The following is a 21,658-nucleotide window of genomic DNA, read 5'->3' as shown; positions in this document are numbered from 1 at the left end:
AAGGAACAATGTCCTCGTCTTTTTACCTTCCTCTATTCTGTTCTTCTACTTCTAACCAACATTTTATAAATTCTCTTAGCTTATTTGAAAATGCATCAATTGTTGTAAACCCTTTTTCTACCCCTTCCAAGCTATATCCCGCTAACATACCCGCTAAATCCTCATCTATCAAGAACTTCATCATATAAGCATTATTTTCACTTAGAATATATTTTTCTACACTTTTAGGATTATCATCTTTTATTATGTGTACAATTGTTTCACGTTCTGTCCCTAATCCTTCTTTAATCATACATTCATAAAAATCCTTTTGTGTTACCCCTAATCCTTCAAAATCCACCTTACAATATATTACTTTCTCCATAATTAGCCTCCACCAATTTTTAATATTTTTATAGTATATACATCTCTATATTAAGCTTAAATATTTACTCCATTCTACCCTATCCTTAAAATTTCACTTCTAATAAAGTTTACATGTATATTTTCACTTGAATTCACCCATTGAAAATATCAAAATATAAAAGGTAAAACAAAAAACTTTTGAAGAGTAACATCCTAAAGTAATAAAAGCCACGAATTAAATCGCGACTTTTTTCTTATTTCTAAGCATCTTTCATAATATCAGAAACGTCCACGCCACTACCCACACATATCCCTACCATTGTAGGAATAATAATTTTAAATTCTTCCTTTTTAATAACACTTATATATGAAGCCCTAGGATTGCTTCTTCTTGCGTTAGTTCTTCGAGACTTCAAATTAATCCCTTTCTCCAACTTATTTACAAGATGACGGCGAAGGTCTATCCAACCCTTATTGGTACTGATTGTACCGTAAACCACTCCAGAGTAATGATTAACAAGTTTACGAAGAAGTGTTGTAGGGGTTTTATATTGAACTTCCTCCTTCACTAATACTTTAATTACCATTTGTTGTTCTTGTAGCTTGTTCTCCATTTCAGTAATATGACGATTTTTAAACTCCATTAACTTTTCAGAAGCATGTGCCAATTCGTTTATATCCCCCGTCATTAGGGCTTTTCCCACAGCAATTTGTAACGCTTGTTCTTCGCTAATATCGGCGACTTTAATCTCATCTGACGTTTTCTCTTCGATGTTCAATAATTGAGTACGAACTTCTTTTGCAACAAGGCTGTCTCGTAATAGCATTCCGACACGCAAAATTGCACGTTTAGGGAAAAGTGCCACCTCGGTATATGGAAGTCTCATTTCACCGTTAATTAGTATATGCCCTCTTTTCCTTTCAACTTTAGCGTGTGAAATAAGTTCACGGGCTAAATCCTTACCTACATTTATTTTATAACCATCTTGTAATAGTTCCTCTTTATTTTCTTTTATTACATGTCGTATAACACTATCCTCTATCTCATAGAACTCCGCAACCTGCTTTGTTGTTGCCATTTCTATATTAGGTAAAAGTAATAATCCTTCCACTTTTTCTAATACGTCCACACGATTCATATAAGATTCACGAACATTAGAGTTGATAATAAATGTTTCTTCATTTTTGATTAAATTTGTCATAATAAAATTCCTCCGAAAGTGTTTGATTTTGTCCTTACACTTTCTATTGGTCTTTTATTATCCATTTCGTGACACATAAATTGTAATTATTTTAGATTTTTATTTTAAGATGTCTAGTGTTCGTTTTAAGAGTTTCGGAATGAAAATACAATCTGAAATAGGGTACCAGTGTATTAATAGCATTACTAAAATACCAAGTAAAACAGAAGATATCGGTAAAAAGCGTTTCATCATTTCATTGACGCCGACAATTAAAGCCGCAATAACTCCTAATTCAATCATGGGTATGTTTCCTCTTTTAATTAATTCTTTTATTACTTTAAATTCTTTTAAATTATTAAGTTCTTTTAGTAGCACCCCGCCCGTTACCTATTTCAAGGTATCCAAGTCACCCCACCTGTTACCTATATCTATTTAGGCAAGGGAAGGAGGGCGTTACCTATTAAATTTCAACTAGTGACGGTGGGTGTTACCTATTCATTAAACTTTTTAACCCAAGCACCATAATTCGGGAAGTTTTCTTTTGCCTTTGTCAACGTTTCATTTAAACACACTTCACTGTTAAAATCGTCAATGATAACTCGATAAGCTTGTGTTGGTGGTGTTACTTTTTTTCAATCCAAAGAAATTTCTTTCGGTTCATTTTTGTAATGCATATCGTGATTCGTAAAAAGTAGAAAAAAACGATTCCAACAGGCTTTCCTTTATTCGTTATATACAAAAAAAAACAAAAACACTCCCAAAAATATAGGAAGAAACTATGAAGATACAGATTCTCATTTCGGCATAATTTTTTGTTGTAAATTTTTTTACCAGCTATCGGCTTCCTATCTTGGGCTTATTTTATTTTGTGTATTTTCGACAGCTAGTATCCCCCACTATATACCTCCCGTCTCCCGTATACCCCATCGACTTTTCGTTTTCTTATAAATTTACAAATATATTTTGTTGAATTAATTGATTGATTGATTGAGGAAGATTCGTGAATCAAGAAAAATGAAAGAAGAAATTGAAAATTAATATTCAAAACAAAGTAATTCAAATAGATGAAATGATGAAAGGTTTGAATGAAGATAAATTCTTAATACAAATTGAAAACATTTCTAGCAATGAACATACATTCATTATCAGTTCGTAAGATTCATTGTGCTAATCATGTTAAGTAATAGAGGTAACGATACATACGTTAGATGCGTGTGATTGCATCGTATGGTGGTGCTGTGCCGTGTAACCTACCAACATACATATCCATTCATATTGGTACTACAAGGATTGTATACAACAGTGAATAGGAATGTGTGAAGTGTGTCTGTGCCGTACGTGTTCATGTTACCTAATACAATACCTGTCGTTTAACAATAACGTGCGTGTCATGGATGTGTGGCGTTATCCTCTATGTCCACTTAAAAGAAATGCCCCCTATTAAATAAGTACCGCCCTTCGAAACGGTAGCCCCTTGTTTAAAATAGCCCGTCTTCAAAATAAAGGTAGCCGCACAAACTTGCAAGAACATAGAAGGATATAAAACACCGCCCCTTTTAATTTACCGAACGTCCATTAGGGCAGGAGATTTCGGACACTCTGTCCTTTGTTGATTTCATGCGGTTTTCAGAGTCCGTTTGACATGTCCATTTTCTAATTGTACAATTAGGACAGAATAAAGGACATCCGGAGGACATTACATATGATTATTGGATACGCAAGAGTTAGTACGGTAGAACAGAATTTAGACGCACAATTAAAAGCATTGGAAGAAGCAGGGGCTACAAAAATATACCAAGATAAGAAGTCAGGAAAAGATATGCACCGTGAAGGATTACAAGAAATGCTTTCTACGTTAAAAGTGGGGGACACTTTGGTCATTACAAAGATTGATAGAATCGCTAGAACAATTAAAGGTGGCATTGAATTAATCGAAGAATTAACTTCGAAAGGAATCAAATTACACATTCTTAATATGGGCTTATTCGACGGTTCTCCTACATCTAAACTAATTATGAATGTTTTACTATCCGTTGCTGAATTCGAACGTGAGATAATGCTAGAACGTCAACGTGAGGGCATTGCAATTGCAAAGGCAAACGGCAAGTACAAGACGAAGCCGAAGAAATACCATGATAACAATCCAGGATTAAATGAAGCATTGGAGAAACTAGCAAACCGCAAAACAAATGGGAAGACGGTTAAACAGATATGCGAAGAAAATAATGTAACACGGTCATCGCTATACGCAATTGCAAAGGAAAGAGGGATTCTGTAAAAACAGGATTCTTTTTTTATGTCCAATTTGTAATGGCTTTACGACATCATAATCTATTAGAATATATTCCCAGAACCCTTTGTTCATTAATAGCTGAACAACGCATAAACCTAATAGTGACGCGGGTTATTGTGGGATTCATTCTCATTCTTTGTAACTATATTTAGTGCGTATTTGGGCGGTTTCTTGGATAACGACGCCTTAACTTCTACTGGGCAATAAAACAGGTATAAACTTACATAAGACAGAAATAATATGATGATATGTAGTAATTATTTAAAAGAGGAGAGATGAAAATGACTAATGATAAATCAAATGATTCAAAAGCAGAATTAGCACCTCCAAGAATCACAGACACGGATGAATTAATTAATATAGAAGATGCAAGAGAAGGTGTTCAAGTTACAATTCCCGCCTATGACAACATGCGAGAAGAAGATGAAGTTCAAATTTACTGGGGCGATGAATGGAATATAGAAGAAGGAGAAAAGAAGAAGGAAAATAAAGAATAAATTACTCTTGATTAATAAAAAACAAGGCAAGCACGAAGCTTGCCCTTTTCTATGTTCTCTTTATTTTTGTTTTGCATATTGTTGTGCTGCATGAGAAAGTGTCCCCATATACAATGCGTCCCCTACTTCATTAACGGTAGGGTCAAAAAGTGCTTTAAAGTGATTCCCACGCTGAACACTACTATCTAAATCAATAATATGATTCCCACGGATATCGACCTCACGAAGCCCTAAACGTTCGTTAAGCTGACGGTATTTCAATAATATAGATGCACCTTCACCAAATTCATCATGATACTGAACTACCTTTTGTAAATATGTTAGTTTAATATCTTTAAGTTCCTTTTCAAGTTCCGCTTCTCTATTACGGATACCATCTACAATAGATTGTGTTTCCTTTTGCACTTCTTCACGAAGTCCAGTTAACGCATTTTGTAATAACCCATCAAAATCACGAAGCATGGTCACCACTTGGCTGCGTGTAACTAACAAAGCATCAAGGTCGTTCTTTAATCGTGTGTTAACGCTGCCACCATTCATTACAGCGTTCTGAAAATCGGCTTCTACTTCGCCCTGCATGTAACGGATATCCTCATCCAATTTCACCAGTTGGTTTTGTAACTCCAATCGTTTACCTTCGTACTTCTCAATAATCTCATTTGCTTGTTCTAATGTTGTTTTAATTCCCATAATTCCATGTCCCCCTATAAATTTAGTGCCGCGTCTATTTGTGCGTAGATATCGGGCGTTATTTCTTTCGTAACGTTCAATTCTTGTTTCATGTTAACTTCTTCATTCTTCAATTTTCCAGTAACCTGCATAAACAATTTTGCGTGTTGGAACGACCCTTTGTTTGCTTTATCAATCACGGTCTCCATTATCTCTTCAAACGCGTGGTCAATGAGTTTCTGACGCAATTCCTTTTCAATTTGACGACCTTCTTCACAATCTCTGTATCCGAACAACGTACGTCTGTTAATGCCCAGTGATTTGGAAATATTGGTGTAACTCTCAGAATTTCTTTTTCTATAAAAGGCTTCTTCTACAAAGTCGCGTTGTTGCTGCGTTAACTTCTTACTCATTGGTTACGATACCCCCATGTTTTTGAATTACATATAAGTTAATGACTAATAGTTCATCTAAATCGAACCCCATACTTTGTAATGCCCGTATGATACGGAAATTCGATAATTTAGTAATGTTGCGACGACCCGTTTCGAACTTGTGAAGTAATGATTGTTTGACGCCGCTAATCTCCGCTAGTTCGCGGCAAGACACACCTTTTAAAGAACGAAAGAACTTAATTGATTTGCCGTGTAACATGATGTCTAACGCTTTATTGTTTTCCATGAAATAACCTCCATAATGTATGTGAAATTTGATTTGATTGTTGTTTGAAATAGAAAAAGGACGCCGAATATCGACGCCCCGTTTTAGGTAGGAATACAACCCAATAGTTGTATCTGAAAGGATTGGCATTGGAAGGGAAGCTAGAAAACTTTCCCTAACCTTATAACCTTCTATCGCCTTGCTTTACCAGTAGAATTGGACAAATTGGGATATTTATTTTCAAAAAAGAAACCCACGGCAAAGCACCGCGGGCAAAGGAGGGAAACTATTTAATTAACAGCAACAAATACGTAAGTCATACCCTAATATTTCTTTTCCTAGTTTGTTAGAACTAAGAATTATTCTTTATGTTTTAAAAACAAGCAAGGTCGAATTGTATCTTTCATCTTTAATAACGGTTTATCGTAAGATAGACAAACTTATTCATTAAAGAAAAGATTATAAGCTAAAGCATTAAGTTTTTTAATAACGGTTTATTTTCTTTTCTACCTATACCACAAACTATGTGATACTTTTACAAGTTGTATAGCAAAAGCGGAATGTTTAAATATAATACTAAATGTTGGTACGACTGACTTCATTAATAATCACAATCACAAAGGACTATGATTCATAAAGTCAAACCTACTATCATACCAAACAAAATAAAGTCCCTTCACTCAAAACCTACGGTTAGTATCAAAAAAATAAAACCATATATTTTTGCAAAAATATAGAAATAAAATTCTGTAACGAAACAGCCGTTATTAGTTGAATTTTTTTTCGAAATGTACTTTATTGCCAGGATTTTCACAATATGGTTTCATAGTATTTGTAGCACGATAGACAAGCATGTATAACAAAACGCACCATGTCCAAAAAGAAAGAATTTATACATACATCGTGTGTCTTAATTTGAAACGTAATATAATCTAAGAAAAACATGAAAAAATCCTTTCGTATTGGCGTACGGAAGGATTCATAGAAAGTAGGTGAGTTTATGCATTTACCAACAGTAATGGCGTTGGGTGTTATCTTGACACTAGTATTTAATGTGCTTTTCGGCGTTTTAAATCTTGTAGTAGCCCTCACCAAGAAATAGTTTTATATCTTTATTTAAAGCATCTCAGTGTTGGTAGCACTTGAGGTGCTTTTTACTTTATTAAGTAATGTATATTCAATGTGCATTCAATATACATTGATAATTTCTACATTCATTATACGTTCAATACTTCCTTGTTTTCAAGTAATAAACATAAAAACTTCTTAGTAGTAGTGCACCATTTTATACAGAAAACCCCATACCCTTAGTCTATTCTTCCCCCAATATACTAAGCTTACCGATATCTTATTAAATTCCTTTTTTTATAACACCGAGAAACGCATTCTGACACAATTATCTTTTGATTTACGTATCATTACATTACTAATCCTTTTCTAACGCACTATCGTTTGTTGTCCCTACGGGCTTTCCTCCCCCAACGATTAACAAACCTAGTCGCGTTCACTATCGTTTTGTTTTCTTTATTCTTTATTCTTTATAACCTGATTCTATGATATACTTACAATAGACGAGGGGATTCACTCCCCCTCTATGGACTTTATCTTTATCTATTCTCTTTTGGCGTTTAATCTCTTAGATTAGACGTCCTTTTTCGTTTTCCCCATATAGTTCTTACTCTATATATCGTTTAAGCCCTGTTTTCCTCTAGACGTGGTTAGTGGTAGTAATTTCTTTTAAATCTTATAAAAATCTATTGTTTTTTGATTTTGACGCTTTTATACTGGCGAGTTTGTTAGGAATCCGAATGTAGTTTTGGGCATAGTAACCCCTGTTGAAATTTTACGAGGTTAAAATGCCCACCCATTCGTACTGGCTTAGATTAGATGCCGAGGTCTCGAATTGAGATTGGTTGCATTGACGACAAACGGTTATAGCTTATCGGCTTCGTATTACGCCGTACGGTGCGTTTCTCACGCCCAACAAACACCGTTCCCTTTCGGGTGATTCGCTATATAACCCGCATATCGCCGCTTACGAGTAACTGATTAACTCCAGTCGTACAACCATGTCTTATTTCGCCCCCACTCTTTGCCATTAATTTCTTGGTTATCATCGTTATTAGTGCTTACGTCCCGTAGGCTTTCTTTATACAAGGCTTATTGGTTTATTCGTTCGGGAAGATACTAAATACTACTAGTTAGTATTACGCAAGGTTTCATAATATATTGTTGCGTAGTATTAACTTCTTTCCTGTCTTATACAGTAATAGATACAATATTTTTCGTTAGTTTGTCACATTAATTAATAATAATTTAGAATTATTTGTCTTGTACAATTACAACTATACTACCGTAGCCCATTTACAAAAAATAAAAAGACCGATGGAAAACCGGTCTTTTTACTTATCCATCTAAATGTTTTACGCTTCTTTTAAAATATCTTTTGCATGATACAATACATCATCAATCGGTTTTCTTTTCTACTTCTTTTCAGACGTTCCGCCCTCTGTCGGTTTTAATTCATCTAGTTCTGTCGCTAGGTCATTATATTCGTTTGCCAGTTTATCTCATGTATAAACCATAAATCCGGAGAATAATAAAGACGCTGATAATTCCTCTCTGTTACAATGTCTACTTTATTCATTTATTTAATTGTTCGAAACGTTTTGATACTAATTCTTTTTGCTTATTCAAACTTTCTACTCGTTCCAAATATTCTTCTTTTAATACTTCACCTACATTCATGCAAACATATACAAAACGTTCTAAATTCCCACTGTCTACGCTTAGTAATATCGCATGGAATAACTCCTCTTCTAACTTATCTATTAAAAATCCTCTAACTTCAACGCCTTTTCTATCTCCAAAAACACTCATGTATCCGTATGTATATACTGGGAACAATAAATACTCTTCCTCATTCATAAAAACTAAGTCAACATACTTTTCAACTTGTTCTGTTGCTTTGATTAAATCTTGTGCCATCGAAATTGCGTCGGTAGTTCTCCCACACTCGTCTCCATAATGCTTTATTGCAACTTCTCCGAGTAGCCGAAGTTCTCTTTCTATTTTAGCCATTGTTTTTAATTTTTCAATTGCGGTATTCATTCAATTAATCTCCTCAAATCTATATAAAGCCCTCTAACGCCTCTGTATAGTTATTTTATATACTTAAAATGGTAAAGGATTATATTGAACATCAATCGCCATAATATAAGCTATTTTGACCGCTTTTCCCTTTTCTACCTCAATAAACTTCTCTTTATTTTCCACTTTTTCAAAATAAGTAGTTAATTTTTCTAATAATACACTATCATCTATTTTATTCTTAGCCTCAATTGTATAAGTATATTCTTCTCTATCACTTGTTCTTACTGTAATTGGATATATATGCCCATACTCCCCTTGTGGAATTTCTAAGATTTCGTTAAATGTAATCATTTCTTCCCTACTCTCTTTTATATAAATTGGATAAAATTTCTTTATCCTCTTCCAATTCTATCATATTCTTTTATTACTTCATCCCCCTATTGATTTTTAATTTATCATTACTCACCGTTATTTAAAGTTACAATAAAACCGTAATTGAACGTATTGACATCGGCGGTCTGTCCTTCATCATGGGATGAGGGTACAGGACAACGGCTAGGGCAGAGAATGACTACCTTATATCGCAAAAATAAGAAAGTTAATGCGATATAAAGCAGACGTTCATTGTCACTTCTCATGGTCTATCGGGTTAAGGAATCCGTATAGTAACACCTCGTTTGAACACTAGATTTTCACCTACAACGAACTTTTAACATGTCATGCTTGTCCAACATGCTGAAAAATTTAGGAAAGGAATTGTACTGCTGACATATCCTTAATTACTCGTAACCTAATGTTACCTTTCTTATTCGTTGCTACCTGTACCCGTAGTACACCAAGCAACCACCAAACTGATTATGTGCGTTCTCCACATAGACTAGACACAAGCAAACGAGGAAAGCTTCTAACGTGCCTACGAACCCCATTTTCTGACGTTGGCTGGTTCTCACCTGTTCAAGTGTTTATCGTGGTGTTAGGTCATTCCCACGTTCGGAAATCCCTGTACTTACACTTGTAAAAAGGCAATAACTAACTAAGCCCCTTGCTATCCATTTTTCAAAAATGGTATAATACAAGTGCTAAATGTACGGAATATCCGATATTTAGTTTTAAAACATAACTTTTAATTTTGAGTCACCTACTGCAATAGGTGGCTTGTTTCTTTCACTTAAAATTTCATACTTGCTAATGGTGAATGACGTTGATATTTATTTTTAATCTCATCATCAGTAAAGTCTAAATATGCCCTTTGAGTTACTTCTACCGATGAATGACCTAATACCCTAGACAAGCTAAACCAATCACCACCATTAAGAATGTAATACTTTGCAAAGTTATTTCTTAATTGGTGAGGTGTGAAATGTACACCTACCTTTTTACCAATACTTCTAATACTTGCCTCAAAATTATTGACGTTCAACATTGTCCCTCTTATCGTAGGAAACAAATACTCTGCATCACTAAATCTATCCCTATACTTCAACCAACGTTTTAAATCGTTAGCCATGATATTAGAAAAATAAACATATCGTTGTTTCTTATTTTTCGGATTCGTAATTAAGATACTTTTATTTTTTATATCTAGGTCTTCGGCTTGCATACTACAACATTCTCCTGCACGTATGCCTGTATCTAAAATAAGTTTAATCATGACGTAACTTCTAAACCCATGGAATGTACTTATATCAATTGAATACAACACTTTCTTTATTTCATCTACTGATAACAATATCTTTTGTTTCCGTTGCGGCTTTATTGATTCAATATTAGATATTGGATTCTTAGCAATATCCTCTTCGGCTTCTAAAAAGTTGAAAAACACCTTAATATTACGAAGGTAATTAGCAATTGTTGTTTCGCTAATGGTCTTTCCGTAATCAGTTCTACGTGTTGGATAATTAATTTGTTCACTAGCTGTATTAGATGTAAATGTATATTTACCACGTTCCCTTACATATTTAATATACGTCCGAATATGAAGAGGTTTTACCTTATCAACATCCGTAATCTTTAATTCCCTTTCTAAATATGAAGCAAATAACTTCAACGTTTGGTCATACGACCGAATTGTTTTCCTACTTAGATGCTTTGCATCACAATGAAGCAAAAAGTTTTCAACGTTCATCTGAAAGTTATTCATACAACAAAAAAACCTCCTAGCTATTGGAATCAAAATTTCAATCCAATAAATAGAAGGTTTTTAAATTAACCGCCAATTACCTATGTACTTTATTGCCTACATACGTAATTCGTTGGTTATTAAATTTTGTTATAAAATACGCTTAACACCTTGATACTACAGCGTTTACGAAGCTTTATGTTCAAGTCTCAGCTTATCTGCAACCATTGCGATAAACTCGGAATTCGTAGGTTTTGCTTTTGACATGGATACTGTATAACCAAATAAGGACGAAATAGAATCAATATTCCCACGACTCCATGCTACTTCAATTGCGTGACGGATTGCACGCTCGACACGGCTTGCTGTTGTATTATATTTCTTTGCAATATCTGGATACAATACTTTCGTAATAGATCCAAGTAATTCGATATCGTTGTACACCATAGAGATTGCTTCTCTTAAGTACATATACCCTTTAATATGAGCAGGCACACCAATTTCATGAATGATACTCGTAATGCTCGCATCTAAGTTTTTCGGTTTTCCATCTATTGTCGTTGCTGAACGGAAAGATGGAAGTGGACGTTTAATGGTAGCGTTCGCCTTACCGCTCACTTGACGAATATGACTCGTTAAATTCTCCATATCAAATGGTTTTAATATGAAATAAGAAGCACCTAAGTCAACTGCTTTTTTCGTCACATCTTCTTGTCCAAATGCTGTCAACATAATTACGCTAGGCTGTCTTAGCCTTTCAATATGTCGCATTTTCTCTAATACAGCTAACCCATCTAAATGTGGCATAATAATGTCTAAAACAAGTACATCCGGCTGCTTATCTGTTAATAAATTTAAACACTCTTGACCATTATAAGCAGTACCGATTACTTCCATATCATCTTGAGCAGCTACATAACTCTCTAGCATTGATACTAATTCTTTATTATCATCCACAAGACATACTTTAATTTTCTCCACAGCTTTTCCTCCCTTACCGAATCGATTCTCCGACATGTGTATCCTTCTAGGCTACATGAATTGTTCGACAATTGTGTGAAAATTCCCTTTTAAAGTTTGTTACTTTCCGATAAAATCACAAAAAAATATGTTTATCGTCCATTTATTCCCTTTCGCAACACATTCCATCATAGAAATACAACGAAACGTTCAACCCTTTTCTTTTATTTTACAACAAAAAACACCTCTTGCGGAGCTTTTACAAAATTTCAACGAATTTTTCAACAGAAAAGCGAGCTAATTAAATAATTAGCTCGCTTTTCTTTCTTGATCATAAATGTTAATTCCAGCCTCATGTAACATCCATTCAATATGAACACCATATCCTGATGTCGGATCATTTACGAATACATGTGTAACAGCACCAATTACTTTCCCGTTTTGTACAATTGGACTTCCGCTCATTCCTTGTACGATACCACCCGTCTTCGCTAATAAACGTTTGTCTGTTACTTTTATTACCATACCTTTTGTAGCCGGAAACTTTTGCGGTACTGTACTAACAACTTCAATATCAAACGCTTCCACTTTATCTTGATCAATAACTGTTAATATTTTTGCCGGTCCCTCTTTTACTTGATGAGATAATGCAATAGGCATTGCTTTATCCATTACGCCATTTGTCATATTTGTATTCAATTTCCCAAAAATACCAAATGGACTATTTATTGTAATATTACCAATCACTTCACGATCTGGTGAGAACCTTGCTAATTTCTCTCCTGGATTCCCATGACTACCTCTTTCAATTGATGTAACCGTTGAACGCATAATTTGTCCATCTTCGACTTGAATCGGCTTTTTCGTATCGTTATCAGAAATGACATGACCAAGTGCCCCATATTTCATGGAATCAGGATGAACAAATGTCATTGTTCCGATTCCAGCTGCCGAATCACGAATATATAAACCGATACGATAAGACGATTCACCACTGTCTTTTTGTGGTGTTAACTTAGTGCGGATGTATTTTCCATCTCTTAACAAAACAAGATTAAGCGGTTCACCTGTTTCACCACTACTATGAATAAATGGTGCTACATCACTCATTTTTTCAATTGTTTTACCATTAATTTCAGTAATCATATCTCCAATTTGCACACCAGCTGTTTCACCAGGAGATACTTTCCCTTTTTCAGTTTGAATTAAATGATGGCCTACAACAAGTACCCCTTTTGTGTTTAACTTCACACCAATTGATTGCCCACCTGGAATAACTTTGAAATCTTTCAATACTTTCACATTTACTTTTTTTACTGGAAAACCAGCAAGTTGAAACACCATATCCGCTTCACCATTTTGATGAGAATTTACCATAAGTCCTTGTTTTTGTTCATTTGAACTCACTGTAAACACATGACGATCTGTAGATGAAGCTTTAAATACTGATAATGAAGCTATTTCTGATTGTTGTCCTTCAAAGACAACAATCTGCTTCGGGGATGAAATAAACGTCCGAAGCGGTTTAAAACATCCAATAAAAACTAAAGAAACAAGGAGACAAATACCTATTATTTTGCGAAATCTTTCTAATTTCAATTTGTTCACTCTCCTCGCTCCTACCCCACATTCAGCCTCTTGGCCTCACTTTTTAATCTCTCCTTGCAGTGCTTTATTTATAACCGGAAGAATTAAGTAATCATTATTTGAGAAAAAAAGCTATCCATTACTGGATAGCCTCTGCTGTCTGTTTAAAATGATGCGCTTGCGTAAGTAATTCTTTCGCATGTTCTGTCGTTAAATCTGTAATTTCCACACCAGAAATCATTCGAGCTATTTCTGTTACTTTATCCTCCATAGTTAAAACGGTAACTGACGTAATTGTTCGATCATTCGCTACCTGTTTTCGAATAAATAAATGTGAATCCGCCATTGAAGCTACTTGAGGTAAGTGCGTAATACAAAGTACTTGCGAGTTTACCGATACTCGATAAATTTTTTCTGCAATAGCCTGTGCAACTCGACCACTTACACCTGTATCCACCTCATCAAAAATAACAGATGCAACACCTTGATGCTTAGAAAAAATGCTTTTTAAAGCTAAAATAATACGAGATAACTCTCCGCCAGAAGCGACCTTTGAAAGTGGTTTTAGCGGCTCACCTGGATTTGTTGAAATATAAAATTCCACATGATCGTAGCCATCCGACGTAAGTCTTACCGGGGCCCCCTCCACAAGAGGCTCTTCAGCATTTCCTTCTCTCTTCATGATTCTCACTTCAAATTTTGTTTTTTCCATATATAATTCTTTTAATTCCTGATGAATAGCATTTGTAAGATGTTCTGCAAGCTCATGACGCATATTACTTAACAACGTTGCTTCTTTCAGAATGACACTTTCTAATTCCTTTAACTGCTTCTTCGTCGTTTCAATATGAACGTCTTTATTTTCAATCGTAAAAATTTCTTGTTCAATTTTATCAGCATACGCTAAAATCTCTTCTACAGTATTTCCATATTTTCTCTTTAGCATACGAATTTCATTTAAACGCGTTTCAATCTCGTCTAAACGATTCGGATCATATTCCATCATATCGAGCTTTTCTCTCAGTTGATACGCAACTTCTTCTAATAAGTAATAACTATTTGCAATTGAATCATGATTCTCTTGATACACTTCATCTAAATGTGTAATACTCTCCATTTGTCCCATTGCGCTTCGTACATTATCTAATCCTTGTCCGTCAGCGCTTAACGAGCGATATGCATCACCTAATGCTTTGTAAATTTTTTCGAAATTAGAAATTTGCAATCGTTCTTCAGTTAATTCATTTTCTTCATCCATCTTTAAATCCGCCTTACGGATTTCTTCATGCTGGAATTGAATTAAATCTAAGCGATGCGCCATTTGTTGTTCATTTTCACTTAACGATTTTAACTGTTTTTTTAACTTCTCATAGTCAGCGTATACGTTTTGGTATCTATCCAATTGTTTAACAATACGCTCTCCATCAAAATGATCGAGCATAAATAGATGACGCTCTTCATTCATTAAATCTTGTGTTTCGTGCTGCCCATGAATATCAACAAGTGTTTTTCCAATTTCTTTTAATATACTAAGGGTAACCAGTTTCCCATTTACACGACATACACTCTTTCCGTTTGCAGCGATATCACGCTTCAAAATAATCATGCCGTCTTCTATTTCTATATCCAACTCTTCTGCCTTTTCAATACATGGATGCTTATCATCTTCTACATAAAATAGCCCCTCGATCTCAGCTTTTTCTGTTCCATATCGAACAAATTCTGCTGAACCACGGCCACCTACAAGCAAACTAATCGCATCAATAATAATCGATTTTCCGGCCCCTGTTTCACCACTTAAAACCGTTAATCCTTTTTGAAAAGAAATATTTAATGCCTCAATAATAGCAAAGTTTCTAATCGATAATTCCGATAACAATGCTCCATTCACCTCGTTATAAACTAATCCCCTATTAAGGGCTTTTTTCAGTTCTTTATTCAAATAGTTATACTATATGTTTGTATGTATAAATTACTTTTCTAACCGCTCCATTGTACCAAACATTTGTTTTACGGGTCAATCCACCTATTTTCTAATTTTATTCAAAGAAAATATTATATTACAATTAAAAATCCACATTTTTAACCAATAAAAATATCCTGTTCACTTTCCACTTTACAGAGGAAAGCAAACAAGATTTTTTTGTTACAACATATTTAAGAAACGATCAGAGACAACACCTGTATCTTCAGGTGTACGGCAAATAATTAAGCAAGTGTCATCACCACAGATGGTTCCGATGATCTCATCCCACTCTAAATGATCAATAAGTGCTCCAAGTGAATGAGCGTTACCAGGCAATGTTTTTAGCACAAGCATATGTCCTGCCGTGTCTAATTTTACAAATGAATCCACTAGATTTCGTTTTAATTTTTGTAACGGGTTAAATCGTTGATCTGCTGGCAAGCTATATTTATAGCGACCATCATGTAATGGCACTTTCACTAAGTGCAATTCTTTAATATCGCGCGATACTGTTGCTTGCGTTACATTAAATCCCTCATTACGTAAAATATCAACTAATTCATCTTGTGTTTCAATTTCTTTGTTCGCAATAATTTCCCTGATTTTAATATGGCGCTGACCTTTATTCATACATTTGCACCTCACACTATCTCTTACCATAGTTTAAACATTGGTATACTTCACTTATTTATGTTAACTTATAATTCGTTACTTGTACACAATTGTTTTTACAATCATTATACAATTACAACAAAAAGAGGAACAACATATGTTATTCCCCTTTACCTTTTTGTTTTAGGACATCATGCGCCTCTGTAACTACTTGCTCAACAGAAACTGGAGAATGATTTTCGCCATTCTCACGTTCACCATGCCATTTCAGATGAATTAAAAATTCAATATTACCATCCCCGCCCGTAATTGGTGAGAATGTTAAACCTTCTACATCGTATCCTTCTTTTACAGCAAAATCGACAATCATTTCCACGACAGCTTCATGTACTTTTCGATCACGAACGATACCTTTTTTCCCAACTTGCTCTCTTCCAGCTTCAAACTGAGGTTTAATTAACGCTGCTACATCCCCATTCGGCATAAGCATTGTTTTTAAAACTGGCAATATAAGCTTTAATGATATAAATGAAACATCGATACTCGCAAATTGCGGTAAACCACGCTCTAAGTCTGCTGGTGTCACGTAACGGAAGTTTGTTCGTTCCATTACAACAACACGCTCATCTTGACGCAATTTCCATGCAAGTTGATTGTACCCTACATCTAATGCATAAGATAATTTCGCTCCATTTTGAAGCGCACAATCTGTAAAGCCACCAGTTGATGAACCAATATCTATCATAACTTTATCTTGTAAATCAAGATGAAATGTCTCTAGTGCCTTTTCGAGTTTATAACCACCACGGCTTACATACGGCATAACTTGTCCCTTCACCGTAATCTCTGTATCTTGTGGGATTTTCTCTCCTGGCTTATCAAGTCTCATCTCATTCGCATATACAAGTCCGGCCATAATGGCGCGTTTTGCTTTCTCACGTGTTTCTATAATTCCTCGCTCTACTAATAGTACATCTACTCTTTCTTTTTTTGCACTCATTTGTTACGCCCTTTTTTGTTTTGATGGAATCATTGTATGAATACGGTCTACAACAGCATCTGTCGTTAAACCGATTTCTTCTAATAATTTTGTTACACTACCGTGCTCTATGAAACGATCTGGAATACCCATTCGTTCAATTAACGCACTATGGTACCCGTTCTCAGACGCAAATTCAACTACTCCCGTTCCAAAACCACCGATCAAGCACGCTTCTTCAATCGTTAAAATCGGTATATTTTTCCCTAAGAGATCATGTAAATATGCTTCATCCATCGGTTTAATAAAGCGAGCATTGACTACTTTCACTGAAACTCCAGCCTTTTCAAGACGGTCAGCTGCTTCCATTGCCATTGGTATTGTCGTACCAAATGTTAAAATAGCCGCTTGTGTACCTTCTTTTAACGTTTCCCATGAACCGATTGGAATCGCCTTTAATTCCTCATCCATAGGAACACCAAGTCCATTACCGCGCGCATAACGTAATGCGATTGGTCCATCTTCATATTGCATCGCCGTATATACTAAATGTTGCCCTTCATTTTCATCTTTTGGCATCATAATTACCATATTCGGCAAGTGGCGTAAGAATGAGATGTCAAATACACCTTGATGCGTTTCACCATCTGCTCCTACTAATCCGGAGCGATCGATTCCGATGAAGACATTTAAATTTTGGCGGCATATATCATGAACAACTTGGTCATATGCTCTTTGTAAAAATGTTGAATAAATTGCAAGGAATGGCTTCATACCTTGTGTTGCCATACCCGCTGCCATTGTTGTAGCATGCTGTTCTGCAATACCTACATCAATCATACGATCCGGGAATTCTTTTTGGAATTTCTCAAGTTTCGATCCAACAGGCATTGCAGGTGTAATTGCAACGATACGCTCATCCGTTCTCGCTAGCTTAAGTACTGTATCACTAACAACAGCACTCCACGCTGGTGCAACTTCTTTCGGTTTAACGAAGTCACCTGATTCAATTTTATAAGGTCCTGTTCCATGCCAAGTTCCAATAACATCACTCTCAGCTGGTTTATAACCTTTTCCTTTTTTCGTAATAACATGAACAAGCACTGGGCCTTTTGTTTTCTTTGCATATTGCAACGTTTCGAATAACTTTTCATAATCGTGCCCATCAACTGGACCCAAATATGTAAAGCCTAACTCTTCGAAAAAGACACCGGATACTAGTAAATATTTAAGACTATCTTTTATTTTCTCTGCTGTTGCAGCAACTTTCCCACCGACTGCTGGGATTTTCTTCAATATATACTCTAGTTCGTCTTTTACCCAATGGTATTTTCCTGCGGTACGTAGACGTCCAAGCACATTATGAAGCGCGCCAACGTTTGGCGCAATTGACATTTCATTATCATTCAAAATAACAATCATGTCTGTTTTTTCATGTCCAATATGGTTCAATGCCTCTAAAGCCATTCCGCCTGTTAAAGCACCATCTCCAATGATTGGTATAACATATTCTTTCGTTTTCTTTAAATCACGTGCTAGAGCCATTCCCATTGCAGCAGATAATGATGTCGAGCTATGGCCAGTTTCCCATACATCGTGCTCACTCTCGCAACGTTTTGGGAAACCACATAAACCTTGATATTGCCTTAATGTACCGAATTCTTTTGCACGTCCTGTTAAAATTTTATGTACATAGGATTGATGTCCTACGTCCCATAAAAATTTATCATTCGGGCTATCAAATAATTTATGCAGAGCAATTGTGAGTTCTACTACACCTAAATTAGGTGCAATATGTCCACCTGTTTGAGAGAGCTCTTCAATTAAAAACTTACGAATATCCTCACTCAATCCCTCTAGTTCACTGATAGACATATCTTTCAAAAAACTAGGGTTTTGAATTTGCGTTAGATCCACATGGATCACTCACTTTCATTTCATAATCTGTCAACATGTCAAATATTATAAAAAACATTTACACAAAACAAGAAATTCTCTTTTTTATTTTTCGCCTTGTCCTGCTATTAACCAGTCTATTGCGCCCTAATCCTATTATAAACCATATTTCTTTAGGCGATGAAAAAAATAGCCGCTAACACGAAGTGATAACGGCAATGTAATCTACATATATTTTTGCCAATAACAAGAAAAGAAAAACCTTTTCCTACATTTATATCATAAAATGATGAATGACTCAACAAATGGAAACGCTGTTATATTAGTTATTACGTTTTGCAATCAAATCGCAAATAGATAGTAAATATTCATCTTGTAATTGCAAGGAACCAATAGCATCTTTTGCCTTTGCAATTGTTTCTTCTAAAATATCCTTTGCTCTATCTACAGTAAATAACGTCGTATATGTGCTCTTTTCGTTGGAAACATCACTACCAATCGGTTTTCCGATCTCTTCTTCGGTTCCTTCCACATCTAAAATATCATCTCGAATTTGGAACGCTAGACCGATATATTTTGCAAACGCAAGTAACTTTTCTTCTTGTTCTTCTGTGGCATCTGAAAGTATCGATCCTGCAAGTACAGCGAATTCAAGTAGTTTCCCAGTCTTATGCTTATGAATATACTCCAACTCATCAATCGTAAGCTGTTTTCCTTCAGCTTCCATATCCGCCACTTGTCCGCCAACCATTCCTTCTGGCCCTGCCGCTTTTGCAAGCTCAAGTACAAGTCTTACTTTTTTCTCAGCAGTAATTTCCTTTTGTTCATATGCCATAATAACTTGAAAAGCATACGTCAACAAACCATCGCCTGCTAAAACTGCCATCGCTTCACCAAATACTTTATGATTTGTGGGCTTCCCTCTTCTTAAATCATCATCATCCATACAAGGTAAATCATCATGAACTAACGAGTATGTATGTATCATTTCAAGAGCACAAGCTGCACCTACTCCAAGATTTTTTTCTTTACCAAACGCTTGTAATGTTGCAAATAAAAGTAACGGGCGGAGACGCTTCCCACCCGCTTCCAAAGAATATGCCATCGCTTCACGAAGTACATTTGGACATTGTAATTCATTTGCATAGCTTACAAGCTTCTCTTCTACGAAAGTTTTACTTTCTTTCAAAAAAGTATCAAAAGCAACAGTCACTATGCTTCATCTCCTAAAGCAGTAAACGGTTCAAGCTCTCCATCTTCCCCAAGAATAACTGCCATTTGTTCTTGTACGTTCTTCAACTTCTCATCACAAAGCTTAGATAATTCCATACCCTCTTTAAAATAAGAGATTGCTTCTTCTAAAGGTACGTCACCTTGTTCTAGCTTAGAAACGAGATGCTCAAGTTGCGAAATTGCCTCTTCAAAACTTAATTTATTTTCCATTATTCAATTCACGCTCCTCTATGCCTGATACGCTACAATCTAGTATTCCATCTTGTAATTGAACTGAAACAGCATCTCCAAGGCTGACATCTTTCACACTTTTTAACACTTGCTTCTCTTCATCATATACAAGCCCGTACCCTCTCATCATTACTTTAAGCGGACTTAACGCTTCAAGTTTTTGAGCAGCTCTTACAAAGGCAAATTCTTTCGTTTGAAGTAATGTTTGCATTTCACGTTGCAATTGCTTTTGCAATGTTTCAACTGCTACCTTCGTTTGCATAATTTTTTGAGATGGGTGGTGCTTCTCTAAATAGAATGAAAGCTGTTTTAACTGATTTACCTTTTTATCAATATAGCGCTCTTTCGCTAACACAAGCTGTTCTAACGCTCTATCTAATTGCTCTTCTTTTTGCTCATATACTTGTCTTGGATAACGGAACGCATAAGATTTTTGCAATACTTGTAGTTTTTCTTCTTTTTTATGTACTAACTCTCTCATTGCTCTTTGCAATCTTAGAGTTCTTTGTAATACCTTTTCTTGTAACTCTATAATGTTAGGCGCTGCCAGCTCAGCTGCTGCAGTCGGTGTTGGCGCACGTAAATCGGCAACAAAATCCGCAATTGTAAAGTCCGTTTCATGTCCTACTGCCGAAATAATAGGGATATCACTCTTAAAGATTGCCCTTGCTACCATTTCTTCATTGAAAGCCCATAATTCTTCAATAGAGCCTCCCCCGCGCCCAACGATTAGGACATCTATCTCTCCCATTGCATTCGCTGTACGAATCGCTTGTACAATTGAGGGAGCTGCTGACTCCCCCTGTACAAGTACCGGAAACACAATAACATTTCCAATTGGATAACGACGTTTAATCGTTGTTATAACATCACGAATCGCTGCCCCTGTTGGCGACGTAATCACACCTATTGTTTTAGCATAAGGAGGAATTGTTTTTTTATAAACTTGAGAAAACAAACCTTCTTCCTCTAAACGAACCTTTAATTGTTCGTAAGCTAAATGCAGGTTTCCGACTCCGTCAGGCTGCATATCTTGAATATAAATTTGATAAGAACCACTCGCCTCGTAAACGGAAATTTTCCCCTTCACAAGTACCTTCATCCCATTTTCAGGTCTGAATTTAATATTACGATTATGACCCGCAAACATAACCGTTGCGATTCTTGCATTTTCATCTTTCAATGTAAAGTACATGTGGCCACGACTATGATTTTTAAAGTTGGAAATTTCACCTTTTAACCAAACAGACTGTAAATGCGGATCATATTCTATTTTTGTTTTTATATAGCGTGTTAACGCTGTAACGGTTAAATATTGTTTCTCCATTTCTCTC

At 35.5% G+C, this 21,658-nt stretch carries 20 protein-coding genes; 2 read left to right on the top strand and 18 right to left on the bottom strand.

What is annotated here, in order from left to right; all coding sequences use genetic code 11:
- Window positions 1–22: 22 nt before the first annotated feature.
- From ACUN28_RS08245 to ACUN28_RS08235, 3 genes are all read right to left on the bottom strand, one after another.
- Window positions 23–364, bottom strand: coding sequence for a hypothetical protein (locus tag ACUN28_RS08245; RefSeq protein ID WP_309422223.1), 342 nt, complete (start codon window positions 362–364; stop codon window positions 23–25).
- A 241-nt stretch (window positions 365–605) separates the two neighbouring features.
- Window positions 606–1,547, bottom strand: a complete 942-nt coding sequence (locus tag ACUN28_RS08240) for a hypothetical protein (RefSeq protein ID WP_445423367.1) — start codon at window positions 1,545–1,547, stop codon at window positions 606–608.
- Window positions 1,548–1,646: 99 nt separating this feature from the next.
- On the bottom strand, window positions 1,647–1,829 hold the full coding sequence (locus ACUN28_RS08235) for a hypothetical protein (RefSeq protein WP_265996304.1): 183 nt from the start codon (window positions 1,827–1,829) through the stop codon (window positions 1,647–1,649).
- 1,402 nt (window positions 1,830–3,231) lie between these two features.
- On the opposite strand from ACUN28_RS08235, the gene ACUN28_RS08230 reads away from it, so the two are divergent.
- Both ACUN28_RS08230 and ACUN28_RS08225 read left to right on the top strand, forming a co-directional pair.
- On the top strand, window positions 3,232–3,807 hold the full coding sequence (locus tag ACUN28_RS08230; RefSeq protein ID WP_445423366.1) for a recombinase family protein: 576 nt from the start codon (window positions 3,232–3,234) through the stop codon (window positions 3,805–3,807).
- 296 nt (window positions 3,808–4,103) lie between these two features.
- The gene (locus tag ACUN28_RS08225) at window positions 4,104–4,319 is read left to right on the top strand and encodes a hypothetical protein (protein WP_445423365.1); all 216 of its coding nucleotides are present in this window, start codon (window positions 4,104–4,106) and stop codon (window positions 4,317–4,319) included.
- Window positions 4,320–4,379: 60 nt separating this feature from the next.
- On the opposite strand, the gene ACUN28_RS08220 is transcribed toward ACUN28_RS08225, so the two are convergent.
- From ACUN28_RS08220 to xseA, 15 genes are all read right to left on the bottom strand, one after another.
- The gene (locus tag ACUN28_RS08220; protein WP_445423364.1) at window positions 4,380–5,009 is read right to left on the bottom strand and encodes a hypothetical protein; all 630 of its coding nucleotides are present in this window, start codon (window positions 5,007–5,009) and stop codon (window positions 4,380–4,382) included.
- A 14-nt stretch (window positions 5,010–5,023) separates the two neighbouring features.
- Window positions 5,024–5,401, bottom strand: coding sequence for a phBC6A51 family helix-turn-helix protein (locus tag ACUN28_RS08215; RefSeq protein WP_445423363.1), 378 nt, complete (start codon window positions 5,399–5,401; stop codon window positions 5,024–5,026).
- Window positions 5,394–5,669, bottom strand: a complete 276-nt coding sequence (locus tag ACUN28_RS08210) for a helix-turn-helix domain-containing protein (RefSeq protein ID WP_439874948.1) — start codon at window positions 5,667–5,669, stop codon at window positions 5,394–5,396. Before ACUN28_RS08210 ends, ACUN28_RS08215 begins: the two co-directional genes overlap by 8 nt.
- A gap of 2,622 nt (window positions 5,670–8,291) precedes the next feature.
- Entirely contained in the window at window positions 8,292–8,759 is a 468-nt protein-coding gene (locus ACUN28_RS08205; protein WP_098271184.1) for a hypothetical protein, read from the bottom strand.
- A gap of 63 nt (window positions 8,760–8,822) precedes the next feature.
- On the bottom strand, window positions 8,823–9,092 hold the full coding sequence (locus tag ACUN28_RS08200; protein WP_098271185.1) for a hypothetical protein: 270 nt from the start codon (window positions 9,090–9,092) through the stop codon (window positions 8,823–8,825).
- An 817-nt stretch (window positions 9,093–9,909) separates the two neighbouring features.
- Window positions 9,910–10,881: a tyrosine-type recombinase/integrase gene (locus ACUN28_RS08195; protein ID WP_445423362.1), complete on the bottom strand. Its 972-nt coding sequence runs from the start codon at window positions 10,879–10,881 to the stop codon at window positions 9,910–9,912.
- 165 nt (window positions 10,882–11,046) lie between these two features.
- Window positions 11,047–11,841: a sporulation transcription factor Spo0A gene (spo0A, locus tag ACUN28_RS08190; protein ID WP_000411416.1), complete on the bottom strand. Its 795-nt coding sequence runs from the start codon at window positions 11,839–11,841 to the stop codon at window positions 11,047–11,049.
- Between the two features lie 288 nt (window positions 11,842–12,129).
- Entirely contained in the window at window positions 12,130–13,428 is a 1,299-nt protein-coding gene (gene spoIVB, locus ACUN28_RS08185; RefSeq protein WP_016086332.1) for a SpoIVB peptidase, read from the bottom strand.
- A gap of 118 nt (window positions 13,429–13,546) precedes the next feature.
- Window positions 13,547–15,286, bottom strand: coding sequence for a DNA repair protein RecN (gene recN / locus ACUN28_RS08180; RefSeq protein WP_016086331.1), 1,740 nt, complete (start codon window positions 15,284–15,286; stop codon window positions 13,547–13,549).
- A gap of 267 nt (window positions 15,287–15,553) precedes the next feature.
- Window positions 15,554–16,003: an arginine repressor ArgR gene (gene argR, locus ACUN28_RS08175; protein WP_001032581.1), complete on the bottom strand. Its 450-nt coding sequence runs from the start codon at window positions 16,001–16,003 to the stop codon at window positions 15,554–15,556.
- Window positions 16,004–16,145: 142 nt separating this feature from the next.
- Entirely contained in the window at window positions 16,146–16,985 is an 840-nt protein-coding gene (locus tag ACUN28_RS08170; RefSeq protein WP_016086330.1) for a TlyA family RNA methyltransferase, read from the bottom strand.
- Between the two features lie 3 nt (window positions 16,986–16,988).
- A complete protein-coding gene (gene dxs, locus ACUN28_RS08165) occupies window positions 16,989–18,881 on the bottom strand; it encodes a 1-deoxy-D-xylulose-5-phosphate synthase (RefSeq protein ID WP_016086329.1) in 1,893 nt (630 codons plus the stop codon).
- A 301-nt stretch (window positions 18,882–19,182) separates the two neighbouring features.
- Entirely contained in the window at window positions 19,183–20,073 is an 891-nt protein-coding gene (gene ispA, locus ACUN28_RS08160) for a (2E,6E)-farnesyl diphosphate synthase (RefSeq protein WP_016086328.1), read from the bottom strand.
- The gene (gene xseB, locus ACUN28_RS08155; protein ID WP_000428423.1) at window positions 20,073–20,303 is read right to left on the bottom strand and encodes an exodeoxyribonuclease VII small subunit; all 231 of its coding nucleotides are present in this window, start codon (window positions 20,301–20,303) and stop codon (window positions 20,073–20,075) included. Before xseB ends, ispA begins: the two co-directional genes overlap by 1 nt.
- A complete protein-coding gene (gene xseA, locus ACUN28_RS08150) occupies window positions 20,293–21,651 on the bottom strand; it encodes an exodeoxyribonuclease VII large subunit (RefSeq protein ID WP_016086327.1) in 1,359 nt (452 codons plus the stop codon). Before xseA ends, xseB begins: the two co-directional genes overlap by 11 nt.
- Window positions 21,652–21,658 lie beyond the last annotated feature (7 nt).

The organism is Bacillus sp. WC2507 (assembly GCF_052656125.1).
The sequence above is the reverse complement of the archived record's forward strand: the minus strand, read 5'-3'. Positions and strand labels throughout refer to the sequence as shown.

What these genes read in the sequence shown, in the direction of transcription:
- ACUN28_RS08245 (WP_309422223.1), bottom strand. Translation starts at nt 364, where the DNA reads ATGGAGAAAGTAATATATTGTAAGGTGGATTTTGAAGGATTAGGGGTA.
- ACUN28_RS08240 (WP_445423367.1), bottom strand. Translation starts at nt 1,547, where the DNA reads ATGACAAATTTAATCAAAAATGAAGAAACATTTATTATCAACTCTAAT.
- ACUN28_RS08235 (WP_265996304.1), bottom strand. Translation starts at nt 1,829, where the DNA reads ATGATTGAATTAGGAGTTATTGCGGCTTTAATTGTCGGCGTCAATGAA.
- ACUN28_RS08230 (WP_445423366.1), top strand. Translation starts at nt 3,232, where the DNA reads ATGATTATTGGATACGCAAGAGTTAGTACGGTAGAACAGAATTTAGAC.
- ACUN28_RS08225 (WP_445423365.1), top strand. Translation starts at nt 4,104, where the DNA reads ATGACTAATGATAAATCAAATGATTCAAAAGCAGAATTAGCACCTCCA.
- ACUN28_RS08220 (WP_445423364.1), bottom strand. Translation starts at nt 5,009, where the DNA reads ATGGGAATTAAAACAACATTAGAACAAGCAAATGAGATTATTGAGAAG.
- ACUN28_RS08215 (WP_445423363.1), bottom strand. Translation starts at nt 5,401, where the DNA reads ATGAGTAAGAAGTTAACGCAGCAACAACGCGACTTTGTAGAAGAAGCC.
- ACUN28_RS08210 (WP_439874948.1), bottom strand. Translation starts at nt 5,669, where the DNA reads ATGGAAAACAATAAAGCGTTAGACATCATGTTACACGGCAAATCAATT.
- ACUN28_RS08205 (WP_098271184.1), bottom strand. Translation starts at nt 8,759, where the DNA reads ATGAATACCGCAATTGAAAAATTAAAAACAATGGCTAAAATAGAAAGA.
- ACUN28_RS08200 (WP_098271185.1), bottom strand. Translation starts at nt 9,092, where the DNA reads ATGATTACATTTAACGAAATCTTAGAAATTCCACAAGGGGAGTATGGG.
- ACUN28_RS08195 (WP_445423362.1), bottom strand. Translation starts at nt 10,881, where the DNA reads ATGAATAACTTTCAGATGAACGTTGAAAACTTTTTGCTTCATTGTGAT.
- argR (WP_001032581.1), bottom strand. Translation starts at nt 16,003, where the DNA reads ATGAATAAAGGTCAGCGCCATATTAAAATCAGGGAAATTATTGCGAAC.
- ACUN28_RS08170 (WP_016086330.1), bottom strand. Translation starts at nt 16,985, where the DNA reads ATGAGTGCAAAAAAAGAAAGAGTAGATGTACTATTAGTAGAGCGAGGA.
- xseB (WP_000428423.1), bottom strand. Translation starts at nt 20,303, where the DNA reads ATGGAAAATAAATTAAGTTTTGAAGAGGCAATTTCGCAACTTGAGCAT.
- xseA (WP_016086327.1), bottom strand. Translation starts at nt 21,651, where the DNA reads ATGGAGAAACAATATTTAACCGTTACAGCGTTAACACGCTATATAAAA.